Consider the following 17,749-nt stretch of genomic DNA (forward strand, 5'->3'; position numbering starts at 1 on the left):
TGTTCGTGTATAATATAGGAAAAAGTCAAATAAACCTCCCTTTGCATGTTTAAGGGAAGTCCGGTGAAAATCCGGCACGGGGCCGCCACCGTGAGCGGGGACGAAACCTGCAGAAAGCCACTGGCTCAGTTGGAGCTGGGAAGGTGCAGGGAGTAGGATGATCCGTGAGTCGGGAGACCTGGCATGCAGAGGAAGGTTGCCATCCACCACGTAGCCTGGGGATGGCGATAAATTTTTGCAAAGAGGGAGGGTGTCTTAGTATGGTGAAGCTTTTGGATTCAGGTTCTTTCAGGAAAGTTGTACTGGCTGTCGTGCTTCTTGCGTCGGTCCTGTCACTTGCGATCGCTGTTGTTGATGACGCTGGAAGGATCGTAAACATTCCGATGCCACCAAGGAGGGTTGTCTCCGCTGCACCAAGCGCAACAAGATACTTACAAGCACTCGGATTAGAAAATCGCATTATAGGTGTCACCGCTTGGGATAGTTATCAGAAGGCAGAAAACATCGGTAATATGGTCCCTCTCAACATTGAAAAGATCTACTCGTTAAGGCCTGATCTCGTTATAATGTTCGGTGGTTTTCAGTTTCCTGAAGTAGAAAAGTTAGAAAAAGCAAAGTTGACAGCTTACGTTCTCAATGCAAACACATTGACCGATATAATAAAGGCTGTTGGACAGTTGGGAGCGATCTTCAACGTTAAAGAGAAAGCCGATAAGCTTGTAAATCAGCTCCGGCAAAAGATGACCGAGATGGGACAAAAAACTTCGAAAATCCCATTGGAAAAAAGACCCACGGTATTTTTCACAATAACTGTTCCAGATGACAAGGTAAAAGAATTGTGGACCGCAGGAACCGGTTCCTATATGAACGAACTAATCGTTATCGCCGGTGGACGAAATATCGCGGCACCTTACAGCGGAAACAATGGATGGTTATCGGTAAGCTGGGAATGGCTCGTAAAAGAAGATCCGGATATCATAATTATTGGCGCATACGGAGATCCAAAGCAAGTTGAACAGGCTGTAAAAAACCATTCAATAATGAAAAGCTTGAAAGCTGTAAAAACTGGGAAAGTCTTTATTGTTGATGGCAGTGAAGTAAGCCAAGCTGCTCCGCATCTTTTCGATTATCTTGAAGTATTCTACAACTTCTTCTACGGAGGTAAGTAATTCTTGCAAAAGCTGATTCGCTGGTTAAAATCGACAGGGAGGTATCTGCTCCCTGTCATTTTTGTTATCGTTTTTTTATTAAACTTATCCTTTGGAACAGTTTACGTAAGTCCGATAAGGTTATTCAAACTAATCGGCGAAGAAACTTCCGAAAGGTACTTAATTTTCAACCTAAGATTGCCGAGAGTTCTCATGGCTACCTTGACAGGCATAGCTCTTTCCTTGGTCGGTAACATATTCCAAGCTATCATGAAAAACCCTCTTGTTGATCCTTATCTTATTGGCACTTCAGCAGGCGCAAGCTTTGGAGCTCTTCTGGCTATATATTTCATTGTGAACTCAATAGCACATGTCAGCATTCCAACGATGAGCTTTATCTTCGCCCTGGTTGCATCTACACTTTCCATTGTTTTAGCAAAAAAAGGAAGCGTCGTTCCAACAGTTCACCTTGTCTTGAGCGGTGTGCTTGTTAGCACATTGTTTTCTGCTGGAAGTATGTTGCTTTTAAACATAGCAAACAAGACACTTGTGAGCGGACATGTATGGCTTTATGGAACATTTTCTGGAATAACGTTTCATGATTTGATAGTACCTTCGATTTCTCTTGGAGTACTTGTACTGCTTTCATTTGCATTGAGCACACGTTTAGATGTGATGACCCTTGGTGAGAAAGAAGCAAAAAGTTTGGGAATCAACGTAGAAGCATTAAAATGGCTCTTCTATCTACTTGGCTCATTTGTTACTGCAGCCTTTGTTTCCAAAACAGGAATCATCGGTTTTGTCGGGCTTATAGTCCCACATATGGCACGTATTGTAGCAGGACCGAAACACAGTAAGAACTTATTGGCCACCATACTCATAGGTGGTATGCTTATGTCCGTCTGTGACACGCTGGCAAGGACGTTACTGAATCCTGTTGAAATACCTGTAGGTATCATCACAGCACTAATAGGTGCTCCGTTCATGTTCTTCTTGCTCAAGTTTAAGAACGGCAGTTTAAAATAGAGACTCTTGATTTTTCCTCTTATTGTGATAAAACGTATGCGTAAAGAATAGAACTAAAAATTTAATAGCTAGATACACCAGCTACTCTCGGGGCAGGGTGAAATTCCCGACCGGCGGTGAAAGCCCGCGAGCCTTCTGCCATACAAAAGTTTGGTAGAAGGTTGATCCGGTGGAACTCCGGAGCCGACGGTGAAAGTCCGGATGGGAGAGAGTAGCACAAGTTTGTGAACAAAAAACTGTTCGTAGATAAATTGCCCCGAGAGTATTTCTCGGGGCTTTTTCTTACTATACAAAGGGGGTATGGTTTCGACATGCGTGCCAAAAAATTACAAGACGAGTACTTCATGAAACTTGCGATTAACTTAGCGAAAAAGGGTCTTGGATGTGTAAATCCTAATCCTCCAGTGGGAGCAGTTATTGTGAAAGACGGAGAAATCATAGGGAAAGGGTATCATAAACGTTACGGAGGACGACATGCGGAACGGGAAGCGTTACTTGATGCAAAAAGAAAAGGTCACTCAACATTGGGAGCTACACTTTACGTTACACTTGAACCTTGCGACCATTACGGGAAAACACCTCCTTGCACCGATGCGATAATAGAAAGCGGTATTAAAAGAGTCGTTATCGGTACTTTGGATCCGAACCCGGTAAGTGGAAACGGTTTAGAGAAACTCAAGAAGAACGGTATCGATGTTGAAATAGGAATTTTAGAAAAAGACGTTAAAGAGCTGACTAAGTTCTTTTTAAAATATATAACCACAGGATTACCGTACGTTACTTTAAAGTACGCAGCGACGCTTGATGGGATGATAGCCGATGAAGATGGTAACTCGAAATGGATAACAACAGAACTTCGCAAAGAAGTACATAGGTTAAGAAAAACTCACAGTGCGATACTTGTTGGGGCAAATACAGTTATCAAAGACGATCCCTTACTTAACGTTCGCTTTGAGAGTTCCAAAACTCAGCTCAAAAATCCAAAAGTAGTAGTGTTGGACAAAGAAGGTGTGACACTCAACAATCCGTCGTTTAATATCTTTAGGCCTGAATTTAGCAGAGAAGTATTTGTATTTACAAATACCGCAAAGACAAACTCAACACTTGCACTTGACCATGTAAGAATTTTAAACGAAACAGAACCTACAAAAGTCTTGCAAATCTTAGGGAAAATGGGTGTAGATTCGGTTTTGGTAGAGGGTGGTGCCAGCATTTTTTCTCAATTTTTACAATTCAGCGATGAGATCTACGCGTTTTACGCTACAAAGACATTCGGGGTTGGAAAAAGTGTATTCCAAAATCTAAGCAGAAAAATCGAACATAGTGATATAAATTTTTCAATAACTTCCGTCAAAGTTTCAAAAAGCAAGAGAGAACTGATGGTGGTGATGAAAAGGTGTTCACCGGAATAATCCAATTTGTCTGCAAAGGTTACTTTGATGGAAAAAGACTCATCGTTGAAAATCCTTGGAATACTGAACAAAGCATTCCAGAAATTGGAGAAAGTATAGCGGTTAACGGTGTGTGTCTAACAGTGGTCTCAGCTGGTGAAAAGCTATATTTCGATGTTGGCGAAGAAACACTAAGGAAAACAAACCTTAGGCTGGGAAAATATTTCAACTTAGAACGCTCATTGAGGGTTGGTGAGTCGCTCTCCGGACATTTTGTGACCGGGCACGTAGATGGAACTGTTCGATTTCTTTCGAAAAGAACAGCGAAAAATTCTCTAATAATGGTATTCGAAAAGCCAAAGGAAAGCTGGGCAGTGGTTTCAAAAGGTTCAATCGCCATAAACGGTGTGAGCCTTACAATTGCAAACGTCTTTGAAGAAACGTTTGAAGTTCAAGTAATACCTCATACTCTTGAGAACACGAATCTGAAACACCTCAAATTAGGAGAACCTGTTAACTACGAGATTGACATAATGTCCAGATACGTGAAAGGGGTGCTTGATTCATGGAACAAAAACTTCTTGAATCAATTAGGAATGATTTTCTGAATAACAAGCCTATTATCATATTGGATGATGAACGAGAAGTAGAAGGAGACCTCGTCTTTCCTGCTGAGCTCATGAATGAGAGTGTGGCAGAGTTCTTTTTCAAATATGGAAAAGGTCTATTTTGCATCGTGGGGCCGGAGGAAAACCTTTTAAAAAGGGGGTTTTTCAAACTTCCCACCAACTACAACGCTAATTATTTCATACCAATAGACTTTGGAAACGGAACGGGAATTAACGCCTTTGAACGTGCGCAAACTTGTGTACAACTTGCAAATACTCAAACGACGCTTTCAGATTTCAGATACCCAGGTCATGTCACATTGATAGGTGCGAAAGACTTTACAATGAGACGTGGGCACAGTGAATCTTCGGTAGAACTTATGAAACTTTCCGGTTTCAAACCATTCAGTGTGATAACGGAAATCCTTGATGAGAACGGTGAATCACACAACATTGAGCACGTATTCCAATTAGCAAAAAAATTCGGACTTAAAGTTTTGAACATATCGGGCATATGGAGATTCTATGTCAAGAATACAGAACTTATGAAAGTTAAGTCAGTAGCAAGACTTCCAACAAGATTCGGTGAATTCAAAATCATTTCATTTGAAAACAATTTGGACCACAAAGAACACATAGCACTCTTGAAAGAGTGGGAAAAAGGTACAACACCATACGTACGGGTACATTCCGAATGTCTTACCGGCGATACGCTCTTATCCCTAAGATGTGATTGCGGAAGTCAACTTTCAAACGCATTGCGTAAGATCTCAGAGAAAGGTGGCATCTTATTGTACTTGAGGCAGGAAGGTCGTGGGATAGGTTTATCAAAAAAGATAGAGGCGTATAACCTTCAAGATTCTGGATACGACACGCACGAAGCGAACATAGCACTTGGCTTCAAGCCGGACGAAAGAGATTACGCTGCCGCTTACCAAATGTTAAAAGCCCTCGGCGTTGAGGAAGTAATTCTTTTGACTAACAACAAAGAAAAAGTAGATGAACTCGAAAAATACGGAATTAGGATAAGACATTCAGAAAGACTTTACGGGGAGATAACAAGGTACAACGAGTTCTATTTAAAAACCAAGTTAATAAAGTTTCATCATCAGCTTGAAGAATTATTCGAAAAGGAGGTATAGTAAATGCAAGAACAACTAAGATTCATCGAGGGGAGCTATGAGGGAACAAATATGAGATTTGCAATCATCGTTCCAAGATTCAACAGCACAGTTACTGAAAGATTACTCGAAGGCGCAGTCGATTGCTTGAAACGACACAGCGTCAAAGAACAAGACATCACTGTTATTCGCGTCCCAGGAAGTATGGAAGTCATCTTTGTATTGAACGAACTGGTTCGAAATTGTTCAGAAGAATTTGATGCAATAATTGTCCTCGGTGCTGTTATTCAAGGGGAGACATATCATTTCACCGTCGTTGCAAACGAAATAGGAAAAGCTGTAGCCCAGTTCAACATGACTTCGAGTGTACCAATCACATTCGGTGTCTTGACAACCGAAACGGTTGAACAGGCGTTGAATCGTGCCGGAATTAAGAGTGGTAACAAAGGATTTGAAGCTGCATTAGCAGCTCTCGAGATGGCTAATTTGAAAAGGATGATTTCAAAGTTAAAGTAAAAAGCATATTTTAACTAACGCAAGGGTACTGATGATTTTCTAATTCGAATCGTAGAATCAATGTAGCTAAGCCTCAGGTAAACGTGGTATAATTAAATAGAAGACCTTAAGAAAGATTAAGCGAAAAAATTTTAGGTCTTGGCCAAACTAGGTAAACGTGGTATAATTAAAAAAAGCCCGTTATCAAATCGTTCGGGTAGTTAGCTTTTTTTAATTCAGTATGCTTACCAAAAAGGTTAGTGATACTTTATAGCACACAGAATTAAAGCTTGAGCAAAGAAGTAAAACACGGATGTTAGAAAGGAGGGAAGCGGCTGCCTGCATACGATGTCAAAAATGAATGTGTTTGCAGCCGATGAATTTATGAATCAGATATCTATCAGAGCCGTCGGTCTTGTGAAGAAATTTGGTGATTTTACCGCAGTGGATGGTATAAACCTTGAAGTAAGAAATGGCGAAATATTTGGTTTTCTTGGACCAAACGGTGCGGGAAAAACAACCACCATAAAAATGCTCACTGGTGTCCTCAAGCCAACGAGTGGTCAAGTGGAAATTCTTGGACTTGACATGAAAGATAGCGAGGTTGAGATAAAGCGAAGAATCGGTGTTGTACCAGATGAACCAAAAATTTACGAACACTTGAAAGGGTACGAATTTTTGGATTTCATCGCTGCAGTGTATCGATTGGATAAAAAGCAGTTGGAGGAAAGAATACAAGAGCTGTGTAATGCGTTTGGTGTGGATTATCTTTCAAAGTTTGTTGGGGAAATGTCGCATGGTATGAAACAGAAACTAATGCTGATTTCGGTTTTAATGAGAAAGCCAGAAGTTTTGTTCTTGGATGAACCAACAGTAGGATTGGATGCAAAAAGCGCAAGAATACTTAAGGAGCTTCTTAGAAAATATGCAAGCGAAGGTACAACAATCTTCATGACAACACATATACTTGAAATTGCCGAAAAGATGTGCGACAGAGTTGCGATAATAAACAAAGGAAGAGTAATTGCAGAAAGTTCGGTTGAGGAATTGAAGGATAGATATGGTAAATCCTTGGAGGATATATTCCTCTCACTCACCGCTACCGAAGATATTCAAGAAATTGTCGAAAATCTTTGATTGAAACCTAGAATTTTCCGAGCCGAGGGTGAAAAGTATGCGAGAGCTAAATATATTACTCAAATACATCGGACTCAGTTTGATGCAACAAAATCAACAACAAAGTTCAAAGAGAAGAAAGAAAAAAGAGTCAAAGAGTTCGATAAACCAGGGATTAAGATATCTTATCGTATTGCTTTTTTCCACTCTTCCGATGTCGATATTCATTTACGTCTCAAATTACCAAATCTACAAGACGTTGGTATCTATTCCAGATGTTGCTAAGGCCTTTTATTTTCTGACTATATCAATATTCTCTCTTTTTTACGTGGTGGGGTTCGTTGGAACCGGGATGTACGCTTTTTCAAGAAACGAAGACGTGGAATTCCTCCTTACATTACCAATAAAAAGAAACATAATAACTTTGTACTACTTAATCGTGACGCTTTCAAGTCAGGCTTTTACACTTGGATTTTTCGTAGCAACCGCGTTAGCGTACGCCATAAGTATTAAGCAGAACGTATTAGCATTCATAATCCAAACTATAATTCATTTGGTCTTTCTTTCAAGTATCTCTGCCGTGCTGGCTGTCTTATTTGGCGGTGTAACATCGAAGAGATACCTTAGAATATTGAACACCATAATACTACTTTCACTTATCTTCATATACCTTGGTTTCATGTATTTCCAAGATGTTGGCATAAAAGATCTCGGAGAAAATGAAAACTTTATAAGATTGTTATCTTTTGCGAGTTCTAAATACAACATACTCATATGGACATATTCGGAAAAGCTTTCAAATACGATGGTGATACTAACTGTATCCATAATAGCACTGTTTATTTTCTGGAAACTTGCTGGTACTGTGGGTTTTGAAAGCACACGTGGTAAGGTGAGGGAAAGAAAAGACTATTTTAGAAAAGAATCGTACTCATCGAAAATGGGTGGCATACTTTGGAAAGATATGAAACTGTTGGTTAGAAATGAACAGTTCATATTCCTTATCCTTTATCCAGCGCTCTTCTCACTCTTCATGTTTTTTACTTCAAACTCTCCAATAGCCTCGGTAACTCCTTTCGTCGCAATTGCTGGGATCTACTGTGCAATCGAGTCTGGAATTTTAACGGCGAACGAGATGCAATACAAAGCTGTTGTAAGAACATTCCCAGTAAAGCCAAAAAATCTCATACTCCCTAAACTCATGATACCTGTATTTATAAACATTTCACTATTCATTATTATCACAATTGTTTCGGCTTTGTTTGGGCGATTTTCGTCTACTTCATTGATTTACGTTGCAATATCTTTTGCTTTGTTTATACTCAGTGCTTTGGTGGGAGCATACTACAGCCTCAAAAGCCCAGGTAAAGCAAAGAATCAGCCGTTCTCAGTCGGAGCCACATTCTTAATAGAAGGAATAATGCTTGGAATAGCTCTTGGAATACTGTTCCCAATGAATTTATTCATATCAAAAGCAAAGTTAGAGGGATGGAAAATATTAGCAAGCTGGGGAACACTCATAGGTTCTGTAGTTACCTTATTTGTTTTGATTTATCTCTATTATACAAAACTCAGAAGAATCTTAATTCAAACTGACTAAAATAAAAAGCCCCGAGGTTGACCGTCGGGGCTTTTTCCTTTATTTACTATAAGCCAAGTGAAGTTCTGTATGTGCTGTTTCCTTACCGTGCTCAAATGTGGTTTCCGTTGCTTTTCTTGCAGAAATCACGTATTTTTCATCTTCAAATTCCCAAGTTAGGTTGTCCCAAACAACAATAGTATATATACCTTTTTCGTGTTTACCAAGCCAGAACTTGCCTTCGTTCCTGAGAGGTATCAACTTCAAAACCGTCGGTGTAGCGCTTGTATCTGTTCCTTCGAACAGACCGATAAGTAGTGGTTCGGTTGGTGTGGCTTCGTTAACTTTTATATCCCCGTAGATAGCCCATAAGTACTTAAGAGTTCCCCGCCATCTGTATGCAACCCTTGGAACAAGCATGTAACTTGTCGGACCTGACTTTATGATACTCCTGCTCCAGTCAATGCTCAGGACAATCTCCGAAGAATCATCTTTGACTTCCCAGTTGAGGTTTGGAAGAACAACTCTTGCCTTTTCAGCTGGAATAGTTACTGGATAACTCTGGTCATTTATAGTTACTGTTGCTTGTGTGACTTCGAGTGCAAGGGCAACTATAACTGCTCCTTTTGGAACATCGAACTTCAGCCATTCGGTCTCGCTATCAAGGGCTGTAAAATCGATAACTTTCTCAACAGTTGTGGGAGTTGCCCATTTTCCAGCTCCGGGACCCGTTGAATACTTGTATGAAAATTTGGAAACCTTAACGTATAGGTGTTGTATATCCTTGATCCATGGTGCTTCCTCTCTTTTGTTCAGTCCCTGTAATACTGTAGAAGAATACGAAGAGTATTCTTGGACTTTTGTGACGTCACCCTCGCCTTCAACAGCTGATGAAAAAATGACTGAAATCTTAGACTTTGGCTCAAAGAGGTTGAGCTGACTACAACTGAAGAGTACGAGTACCAGAACGCTCATTGCAAATATGAAAAGCATCTTATTCATACAAACACCTCCTCCTACATGAAATTTGAGCTAACGGAATTGTATAAGCGTACTTCTGATGATCATATATATTTTATTACTGAAAAGCTTAGAAAAACCTTAGAAAAATTTATTGGGAATTCTAAGGATTTTTTAAGGATAAAAGAATACAATCAGAGTGTCACATAGATATTTAATCAAATAGTTACCAGTCTTGAACCGCTGAAACCCCAGTACCCCCCTTCCCCTCCCATGTAGCGAAGAGAACCTGAAACAAAAATGCCTCCGCTCGGAGGCATTTTTCATTGTTTTCTTTCTTCAAAACCCAGTTTCTGAAGTCCATCTTTTATGTACTTGTTTCTCATCGTGATATCCCAAATAAGTTGTGTCTTATAGTTTTCAATCATGAGTATCTCTATACCTTTGTCTATTCCGATGTAAATTTGTGATACCCAGTTTCTATCCATGTTGTAAGCATCCTTGAAACCATATTTTCCCCACAACTGGGGAACCTTTTCAAAGTAATAGCGTACTGCTTCTTCGACAATTGCAGTGGTAAAGACTATTGAACCAATAGCTCCACACGGGGGGACAGTGCCATCTGTCTTGTGAGTTGAGTTGTTATTAGCAGAGGGTGGAGCACCGAAGTCTCCCCGATAACCGTCCGGAGAATCGCAAGCAGTTAACCCCCACGACTTTTCATGCAGCGTTTTGTAAACGCTGTGCATATCTTTACAAAATTCCCAGTTGGCTAAAGTTGCCAACGTTGAATTTTCAAACCAACTAACACCTTCTTTATCGACGATATTTCTAAAATCAAGCCATGCATGTGAAAATTGGTATGTGAATAGTGAACCGGTATATGTGTAGATTAATTCGTAATCTTTGTACTTTCCTTTCTTTCGCTCAAAAGAATAATACACTGAGGAATCTATGGGAAAAGTAGGTGAAGCCACACCGAGAACGTACATAATGAGCTGTTCCGCATAACCATCCCAATGCCCCCAAAATCCTCTCTCGTAATTATACCCCATGTAATACTGGTTTCTTTCTTTGTCCAAGTACCATGGGAACTCCACCCTTGAGTATATAGATTCAAATAGCTCGTACACCTCTCCACCAAAATATTCACCAGCCACAAGTGCGCCCATCAGAAACAAGGCCGTATCTATAACTGAGACTTCTGATTGCCAAGTTCTTTTTCCATCTTTCATCCTCACGAAATGAATAAAGAAACCATGTGAATGTTCAACGTTATTAAGAAACGTTTCCAGAGTTTTTAAAGCCCTGATATATCCTTCATCTCTTGATATCCAGCCATTTTCAATGCCGATTGGTATAGCACTCAGCCCAAAACCAACGGAAGCTATACTTGCTACATTATTATCACGCGTATTGTCAACAATCAAACCGTAGCCCTCTTCCGTTTCAGAGACTTCGTTCCAAAAGAATTCAAAAGACAGTTTTTCTTCTAAATCGAGAATGTCTTTTACTCGCACTCTTATCAGCTCCTCAATAAACAAAATTCGTTTTACAACTATTTTTTATAAACAAATCCAAGGTTGTTTAAACCGTTTCGAACGTAAGGAATGTCCATGAAGATTCTCCAAATAAGTTCATTCTTGTAATTTGCTATCATAAGCAATGTTATGCCTTTGTCAATACCAATGTAGTCTGAAGCGTACCAATTCAAGTCAAGGTTAAAGGAATCCTTCAAACCATATTTTCCTACCAAGCTTGGCATCTTGTAATAATTCTCAAGGGCCCACAGCGATTCTTTGGGAGTAAAAACGATTGAACCCAATGCTCCAGATGGTGCTATCGTGCCATCAACTTGATGTGCTGTATTATTGTTTCCAGATGGTGGTGCACCTAATAAACCGTTGTAACCCTTCGGCGTGTCACAAGCAGTTATTCCCCAGCCTATGGTAAAGCTTTTGAACTTATCTTTATTATCCATGCAAAAGTTGTAATTGGCAAGACTGGCCGCCACGGAATTTTGGAACCAGTTGACACCGAATTTGTCATACCAATTACGGAAATCTATCCATGCATGAGAATACTGGTAAGTAAATAGCGAACCAAACCATGAATGAATAAAGTTCTCACTTTTGTAGCTACCGTAGCTTCTTCTAAATGCGTAGTATACATTCTGGTCAATACGGTACTTTTCTACCGGTGTACCTGCTCCCAGTATATATAGCATGAGCTGTTCAGCATAGAAATCCCAATAACCTTCAAAACCTCTCTCTGGAGTATATGCCATGAAGAAGTAATTCTTCGTTGGATGGATCATTTTGTTCCAATTTATCCTTTCGTAAAGTTGTTTAGCTTTTTCCCAAGCCTGACCGCCGAAATATTTTCCAGCTGTCAGAACACCGCACATCAATATCCCTGTATCGATTGTTGAAACTTCACTATTCCAGGCCCGTTTTCCAGTGTTGATATCCAGAAAATGGTAGAAAAAACCATGGAAATTATCAAGCTTTAGAAGTGTATTCAGAGTCCCCAAAACCCTCTGCAATCCTTCTTCTTTTGTTATCCAACCTTCTTCCACACCTATTACTATTGCTGTAAGACCGAAGCCAGTGGAAGCTATGCTGGCTATCCCTGGGCTGCCTGGGTACCTATCTCGAACTAATCCGTATCCCAGGCTATCCTTATTTGTATTTGCTTGCTCCCAAAAGTATAAGAAGGAACCTTTGTATTCTTTCAGAAGATTATCGGTCAGTTGATTGGTGGCAAGCGTTATAGTGAAAAGTAATAACAGTATAGAAAAAGATAGTCTTTTTAACATGCTATCACCTTCCTAAATTTACAATTCGTATTTTTGAAACTTTTATTCCCTCAATCCAGCAAGTATTTTCTTCTTAATCTGATATCCCTTGATGAAGCACCTATTCTGATTTCATATTCACCTTTCTCAATTACCCAGCACCGACCATCGAAGCTTTCAAGACTTGAGACCGGAATTCTGATTTCTATCTTTTGCTTTTCACCTGGCCCAAGCAACTTCGTCTTGTCAAAACCTTTGAGCTCTTGGTATGGTTTGTCTATCTTCCCTCTCGGCGCTCTCACGTACACCTGTGCAACTTCTTTCCCAGCAACCTCACCAGTGTTGGTCACCTCAAACCTCACAACGATATCTCCACCGTCTCTGTATATTTTCAAGTTCGAATATTCAAATGTCGTGTACGATAACCCAAATCCAAACTCAAAAGCAGGTTCTACTCTGAATGTATCGTAATACCTGTAGCCCACGTAGATATCTTCATCGTAGACGACAACTTCAGGATTATCTTTCGGTTCTCCTGGGAACGATCTTGATGGAACGTCTTCGTATCGTTTCGGGAACGTTGTTGGTAGCTTGCCGGAAGGATTAACCTTCCCACTTATCACATCTGCAAAGATTCTTCCTGCTTCTTGACCTGGCTGCCATATCAATAAAATCGCATCACACATATCCTTCCAACTTTCTATCTCTATCGGTGCGCCTACGTTAAGTACAACAACCAACTTTTTTCCCTGTTTCCTGAAAGCTTCTGAAAGTTTTACCAAAATGCGATATTCATCATCTGTCAAGTAAAAATCACCCTTCTCAAGTCTCCTATCAGCCCCTTCACCTGAGATTCGTGTTATTATAAAAACTCCGACATCGTTTCTGTAAGCATAGTTCACAATCTCCTCATCAGTGAACAAATCCTGTGGAAGTTTTGGAACGATGTCCTCCCCCCACTGACCTTTGGTGATTGCATAGTCTGTAGCTCTGAGTTCCGCAACTTTCTTTCTATAGAACTCTTCCAATTCTTTATCAACCTTTATTCCTCTCTCAAATAGCCCGTCTAAGAAATTAATCGTGTACCTTGGGTGCGTATCTCCACTACCAGTTCCTCCTTTTATCGTCTCTATCTGACCTGTGCCAAAAATTGCAACTCTTGTTTCTGGTTTTATGGGTAACGCCCCGTTGTTTTTCAGTAGCACAACACCTTCACAACCTGCTTCGTACGCTATTTTTGCATGCTCTTCTAAGTTCGGCTTGTTGGAGTATTTGTATCCTTTGAATGCCGGTGTATTAACAAGCACTTTCAATATCGTCCTCACTCTTTCATTTAACATCTCTTCCGTTATTTCTCCTCGTTCGTACGCTCCCTTTATCTCCTCTATCTCCGGCCTTCTGTTCTTGAATATCTGATATGTGTTCCCCGGCATCAATAAATCGTTCCATGATTTTATCTGTTCTGCCGCATTATCACCAGCAAACCAGTCCGTCATCACAAATCCTTCAAATCCCCATTCATCACGAAGCACGTCTTTCAATAACCACTTGTTTTGCGATGTATACTTACCATTCAGCTTGTTGTACGAGCTCATCACAGTCCAAGGTTTTGCTTTCTTGATGGCTATCTCGAACGGTTTTAGATAAATCTCACGCAAAGCTCGTTCTGAAACTATCGTATCAACACTCATACGATTGGTTTCCTGTTCGTTGGCAACAAAATGTTTCAAACAAGCACCAACGCCTTGGGATTGAACACCTTCGACGAAGCTCGCAGCCATTTCACCTGTTAGTAATGGATCCTCAGAGTAGTATTCGAAGTTCCTGCCACACAGTGGATTTCTGTGGATGTTTATAGCAGGTGCAAGCAATACATCGACACCGTATTCTCTTACTTCTTCTCCCATTGCCTCTCCGACTTTTCTGAGGATTTGTCTGTTCCAAGTGGAAGCAAGCATGGTCTCTATCGGAAATGCTGTAGCATGGTATTTATTCTCATCGTTTTCACGTTCTGGATCAATTCTAAGTCCTGCAGGGCCATCGGCAAGTACTGCTTTTGGAATGCCAAGTCTTTCGATAGTGCGTGTTTCACCGGCAGCTCCACTAACTTTTGGATTTGGATTTCCAAATGCACCAAGGACACCAACACCAACGACAAAGTTGATCTTCTCTTCAACAGTCATTTCAGAGAGAATTCTTTCAATATCGAATTCCACAGTTATCATCTCCTTTGTGGTTTATTGTTAAACCTAACTTAGTTTATTCACCCGTAATTCCGGTCCTATCAATACTTTCCACAAACCAGTCTTGTGCGAAGAAATAAATCAAAAGGAGAGGTAATATTGTTAGAAGTGTACCAGCCATTACGATGGCTTCATTAAGCGTCCTACCTGTTGTCACACCAGGAATTGATTGATACACTCTTCTGAACATGTCCTCAAATCTCTGAAGTTGCAAAGGTAAGGTTGTCCACTTTTCACCCAGATAGAGCGCAGTGATTACTGTGTCATTCCAATACCAGACCAAGGAGAACAAAAACGATATCAGATACGCGGGTAATGCAGAAGGAGCTACTATTCTATAAAAGATCGTCAATGTCGATGCGCCATCAATCTTTGCTGCTTCCTCCAAAGACTTAGGGAACATATTGAAGAACTGATAAAAGATTATGATGAAAATAGCACTTCGTATACCTTGAGTAAAAGTAGCTGGCAATATGAGTGACCACAAAGTGCCCAAAAGATTAAGGTCTTTGAACATCAAGAACTGTGGGATCATGGTAACCTGTGGTGGTAATATGAACGTAGCAACGGCAACAGCAAATAATATATTTTTACCCGGAAAATTAAAGCGTGAAAATCCGTATCCAACAACAGATGCCGAAATAGTTTGCAAAAGCGCAGGTATAGTTGAAATAATGATTGTTTGAGTTAACGTCTTGGCGTAATCAAGAACTTTTACTGCATCTTTGTAATTCCCAGTATAGAGTTTTGTCGGAATCCACTTTACAAGTGGATTTACCAAGTCAGATGTATCCATGAGACTATACGAAATCATGTATATTATAGGATAGACAAAAACAAAGCCAACAAGGAGCAGCATAAAATAAACACTTGTTATTTCAATTGCTCTCTTTGTTCTCTTTTCAATAGTATAGAAACTGACTTGTTTTCCATTTGTTTGGTCTCTCTTTTTCGACACGTTACCTTTCATGATACCCTTACCTTCCTTCTGTAAATTGCTGAAATCAAAGAGAATATTCCTATAACGGCCAAAATAGACAAAAAGTATATCCAGGCAAGTGCCGAAGCGTAACCTAATCCTCTTTCTGGTCTGTACATATCGACAAGTATCTTTTTGATTATAGGACTGGTTGCAAATGTTGAGAGTGTCACAATGGTATAGACCGTATTGACAAAAGTAAGTGGTGCTAAGACGGGCATCGTGATCTTCCACAAAATCTGCCATCTTGAGGCACCGTCTATCTTTGCAGCTTCGTACATACTCTTATCTATCTTCTGCAAACCGGCAAGGTATACAAGGATTTGTACTCCTGAGTACCAGAGAATCATTATGAAACCTGAGATAAACATTGCCAGGACCCTTGAAAAGACAGGTGGCAGATTTGTTTGCAGCATTTTCACAAATCCGAGATTAGCCAAGCCAGAAAATGTCATTGCTCCTTTGCTCAAAAGCTTCTCAAAAACAGGCCCACTAGCGATAACCACTGGCAGGAAATAAATCGTGCGGAACAAACTTCTGCCTTTTAGTTCGATGTTTAACAATAGAGACATGATCATTGCAAACGAAACTATTATGGGTACAAAAACTATCATCTGCAGGAAGTAGTCAATAAGCATCTGAGGATAGTCAACATCCGAGAGCAAAGCATCCTTAAAATTTTTGAGGCCTATGAAGAATGTTCGTACACCTTCCGCTGTTACTTTTACTTCATTGAGGCTATAAAAGAATGTTCTAATGAGCGGTATAAGCGTAAAAATAAGAAAACCAATTATCCATGGTGAAACAAATAGTAGACCTTTTAAAGCTTCTCGAGTGCGCAGTTTTAATTTCATGAAACCGGGCTACGGATACACGTGGCTTTAGCCATGAACAAGTAGCCCTTTCCCTCCTTTCGAACATCAACGTTTTAGCTCTCTCAATTAGCCTTAATTTTGTATACTTTACACTGTCACTTATCTTTTCTCCACTAAGACTACTTATCGAAAAATATCCGCTGCTTCTTAATCCTTTTATTATCCCTATCTCACCTTCACACTCAACTTTATCAAACCTTATGAATCCATTCACTTGCTTAACTGTGTTAATTGGTCTTCTTCCACCTTTAATCGGATTGGCTTTGTGAAGCGACCTGTTCTGACGTCTGAAGAACCTACCAAAATACCATTCATTCGCTCTCTTTTGAATACTCCCGCCAGCTATCACAAACGCATCATTCCTGTGCGACTTCTCAAGTCCATACATGTCCCGTCTTTCTTTTGTAATACTACCATACGTGATTTCGACATGGTAGTTTTGCCTGAGTTTGTTGACTATGTGCCATCCAATCGTTGAAACGTGTGCTGCGTGCTTAAACACCTTTATTTGCTCTAATCTTGATTTAGGTATCTTTATCTTGCCTTCGTGCAACATCTTGTGTTCTTCCACCGTTAGCACTATTAAGTTGCTTGGCGTATCAGTCCCACCTTCGCTTCTTGGAATAATGTGGTGGACTTCCAGTATTCCAGTTTTACCAGACAGTTCAGACTTGTATCCAGCTCTCCAAAGGCAGTACTCTCTTACATCAGCAAATCCTTTCTGCGGACCGTTTTGGTAATCTTCTCCTTCTATGTCTGGATTTTGTACTTTCTGGATATCAAATGGTGCAACTTCCACAACGACTTTTGTTATCGGTATTATTTTGCTGAGCTTGTTTACTATCCTGACGTGCGCATCTACCTTCCACTGCAAACTTGGAGGCAACCAACCATCTTCCTTTCGTCTGTTTAGAAATCTGGGTTTGCGATATCTTGTTTTTCTGTATCTTCTGAACCTTCTATGTTGCCTGCGCTCAAGTAGTAACTTTTTGATATCTTGTCTAAGCTGGACTTCTGCAGAGAATATTTCTTCTTTGTCAGTAACAGCAGACACACCTACAGTCTTAGAACCTATGTCTATCCCAACTGTGACAGGTTGTGTATAGCTTGTTGTTTCGTACAAAAGCTGGATGGTAAATGGTTCTCTGTTTACCACCTTTGCCAGTCCTTGTTTCAAGAGCCTTCTAACCTTTCCATGTCTTTTGGTTGGCATGAGCGGTTTTCCATTTTTTTGAAATCACGAATACCATTCGGTAAGCCTCCTATCGGAGTTAGGTGCTCATCCCCAAAGTTAGGCTGGCTTGTCGTGTCTGCTACACTGTCCCTACCCATCAGGACTGTTTAATGGCAGACGGCAGAGCATGGAACTTGAGCAGCATTCCATGGTGCCATGACCAGCCTAACGTAGCCC

Annotated in this window: 15 protein-coding genes and 2 riboswitches; of the genes, 8 read left to right on the plus strand and 7 right to left on the minus strand. The window is 40.3% G+C overall.

From position 1 onward, the window contains the following. Window positions 1-29 precede the first annotated feature (29 nt). Window positions 30-200: riboswitch (cobalamin riboswitch) on the plus strand. Window positions 201-260: 60 nt separating this feature from the next. The 8 genes from NA23_RS03900 (at window position 261) to NA23_RS03935 (ending at window position 8,505) form a co-directional block, all read left to right on the plus strand. Then, window positions 261-1,169 carry an ABC transporter substrate-binding protein gene (locus NA23_RS03900; RefSeq protein WP_033191036.1) on the plus strand — a complete coding sequence of 303 codons (909 nt, stop codon included), beginning with the start codon at window positions 261-263 and terminating at the stop codon, window positions 1,167-1,169. A 3-nt stretch (window positions 1,170-1,172) separates the two neighbouring features. Beyond that, window positions 1,173-2,174 carry a FecCD family ABC transporter permease gene (locus NA23_RS03905; protein WP_052107040.1) on the plus strand — a complete coding sequence of 334 codons (1,002 nt, stop codon included), beginning with the start codon at window positions 1,173-1,175 and terminating at the stop codon, window positions 2,172-2,174. Between the two features lie 79 nt (window positions 2,175-2,253). Then, a riboswitch (FMN riboswitch) is annotated at window positions 2,254-2,391 on the plus strand. A 94-nt stretch (window positions 2,392-2,485) separates the two neighbouring features. Continuing rightward, the gene (gene ribD, locus NA23_RS03910) at window positions 2,486-3,586 is read left to right on the plus strand and encodes a bifunctional diaminohydroxyphosphoribosylaminopyrimidine deaminase/5-amino-6-(5-phosphoribosylamino)uracil reductase RibD (protein WP_033191035.1); all 1,101 of its coding nucleotides are present in this window, start codon (window positions 2,486-2,488) and stop codon (window positions 3,584-3,586) included. After that, a complete protein-coding gene (locus NA23_RS03915; RefSeq protein WP_033191034.1) occupies window positions 3,571-4,173 on the plus strand; it encodes a riboflavin synthase in 603 nt (200 codons plus the stop codon). The genes ribD and NA23_RS03915 overlap by 16 nt, the downstream gene beginning before the upstream one ends. Then, window positions 4,131-5,315, plus strand: a complete 1,185-nt coding sequence (locus tag NA23_RS03920; protein WP_033191033.1) for a bifunctional 3,4-dihydroxy-2-butanone-4-phosphate synthase/GTP cyclohydrolase II — start codon at window positions 4,131-4,133, stop codon at window positions 5,313-5,315. Before NA23_RS03915 ends, NA23_RS03920 begins: the two co-directional genes overlap by 43 nt. Window positions 5,316-5,318: 3 nt before the next feature. Continuing rightward, window positions 5,319-5,810, plus strand: a complete 492-nt coding sequence (gene ribH, locus NA23_RS03925; protein ID WP_033191032.1) for a 6,7-dimethyl-8-ribityllumazine synthase — start codon at window positions 5,319-5,321, stop codon at window positions 5,808-5,810. 327 nt (window positions 5,811-6,137) lie between these two features. Continuing rightward, entirely contained in the window at window positions 6,138-6,926 is a 789-nt protein-coding gene (locus NA23_RS03930; protein ID WP_407918648.1) for an ABC transporter ATP-binding protein, read from the plus strand. Window positions 6,927-6,963: 37 nt separating this feature from the next. After that, window positions 6,964-8,505 carry a hypothetical protein gene (locus NA23_RS03935; RefSeq protein WP_033191031.1) on the plus strand — a complete coding sequence of 514 codons (1,542 nt, stop codon included), beginning with the start codon at window positions 6,964-6,966 and terminating at the stop codon, window positions 8,503-8,505. 39 nt (window positions 8,506-8,544) lie between these two features. Here NA23_RS03935 and NA23_RS03940 read toward each other — a convergent pair whose 3' ends face one another. The 7 genes from NA23_RS03940 to iscB all read right to left on the minus strand — a co-directional run bounded on the left by NA23_RS03940 (window position 8,545) and on the right by iscB (window position 17,551). Then, window positions 8,545-9,486: a DUF4382 domain-containing protein gene (locus NA23_RS03940; protein ID WP_033191030.1), complete on the minus strand. Its 942-nt coding sequence runs from the start codon at window positions 9,484-9,486 to the stop codon at window positions 8,545-8,547. Window positions 9,487-9,767: 281 nt separating this feature from the next. Then, window positions 9,768-10,964, minus strand: coding sequence for a glucoamylase family protein (locus tag NA23_RS03945; protein WP_033191029.1), 1,197 nt, complete (start codon window positions 10,962-10,964; stop codon window positions 9,768-9,770). Between the two features lie 38 nt (window positions 10,965-11,002). Then, complete coding sequence (locus tag NA23_RS03950; RefSeq protein WP_033191028.1) at window positions 11,003-12,262, minus strand: glucoamylase family protein; 1,260 nt, start codon at window positions 12,260-12,262, stop codon at window positions 11,003-11,005. Between the two features lie 50 nt (window positions 12,263-12,312). Further along, window positions 12,313-14,424, minus strand: a complete 2,112-nt coding sequence (locus tag NA23_RS03955) for a glycoside hydrolase family 3 N-terminal domain-containing protein (RefSeq protein ID WP_427854520.1) — start codon at window positions 14,422-14,424, stop codon at window positions 12,313-12,315. 76 nt (window positions 14,425-14,500) lie between these two features. Further along, window positions 14,501-15,454 (minus strand): carbohydrate ABC transporter permease, encoded by a 954-nt coding sequence (locus tag NA23_RS03960; protein ID WP_033191026.1) that lies wholly within the window; start codon window positions 15,452-15,454, stop codon window positions 14,501-14,503. After that, window positions 15,451-16,317, minus strand: a complete 867-nt coding sequence (locus tag NA23_RS03965; protein ID WP_033191025.1) for a carbohydrate ABC transporter permease — start codon at window positions 16,315-16,317, stop codon at window positions 15,451-15,453. Before NA23_RS03965 ends, NA23_RS03960 begins: the two co-directional genes overlap by 4 nt. Then, window positions 16,217-17,551 carry an RNA-guided endonuclease IscB gene (iscB, locus tag NA23_RS03970; protein ID WP_236938553.1) on the minus strand — a complete coding sequence of 445 codons (1,335 nt, stop codon included), beginning with the start codon at window positions 17,549-17,551 and terminating at the stop codon, window positions 16,217-16,219. The genes NA23_RS03965 and iscB overlap by 101 nt, the downstream gene beginning before the upstream one ends. Between the last annotated feature and the right edge of the window lie 198 nt (window positions 17,552-17,749).

This window comes from Fervidobacterium islandicum (genome assembly GCF_000767275.3).
Lineage (GTDB): Bacteria > Thermotogota > Thermotogae > Thermotogales > Fervidobacteriaceae > Fervidobacterium > Fervidobacterium islandicum.

Bases quoted from the DNA above. Each gene is read 5' to 3' on its own strand.
- NA23_RS03900 (WP_033191036.1), top strand. From the start codon at position 261: ATGGTGAAGCTTTTGGATTCAGGTTCTTTCAGGAAAGTTGTACTGGCT.
- ribD (WP_033191035.1), top strand. From the start codon at position 2,486: ATGCGTGCCAAAAAATTACAAGACGAGTACTTCATGAAACTTGCGATT.
- NA23_RS03920 (WP_033191033.1), top strand. From the start codon at position 4,131: ATGGAACAAAAACTTCTTGAATCAATTAGGAATGATTTTCTGAATAAC.
- ribH (WP_033191032.1), top strand. From the start codon at position 5,319: ATGCAAGAACAACTAAGATTCATCGAGGGGAGCTATGAGGGAACAAAT.
- NA23_RS03930 (WP_407918648.1), top strand. From the start codon at position 6,138: ATGTCAAAAATGAATGTGTTTGCAGCCGATGAATTTATGAATCAGATA.
- NA23_RS03935 (WP_033191031.1), top strand. From the start codon at position 6,964: ATGCGAGAGCTAAATATATTACTCAAATACATCGGACTCAGTTTGATG.
- NA23_RS03940 (WP_033191030.1), bottom strand. From the start codon at position 9,486: ATGAATAAGATGCTTTTCATATTTGCAATGAGCGTTCTGGTACTCGTA.
- NA23_RS03950 (WP_033191028.1), bottom strand. From the start codon at position 12,262: ATGTTAAAAAGACTATCTTTTTCTATACTGTTATTACTTTTCACTATA.
- NA23_RS03955 (WP_427854520.1), bottom strand. From the start codon at position 14,424: ATGACTGTTGAAGAGAAGATCAACTTTGTCGTTGGTGTTGGTGTCCTT.
- NA23_RS03960 (WP_033191026.1), bottom strand. From the start codon at position 15,454: ATGAAAGGTAACGTGTCGAAAAAGAGAGACCAAACAAATGGAAAACAA.
- NA23_RS03965 (WP_033191025.1), bottom strand. From the start codon at position 16,317: ATGAAATTAAAACTGCGCACTCGAGAAGCTTTAAAAGGTCTACTATTT.
- iscB (WP_236938553.1), bottom strand. From the start codon at position 17,551: ATGCCAACCAAAAGACATGGAAAGGTTAGAAGGCTCTTGAAACAAGGA.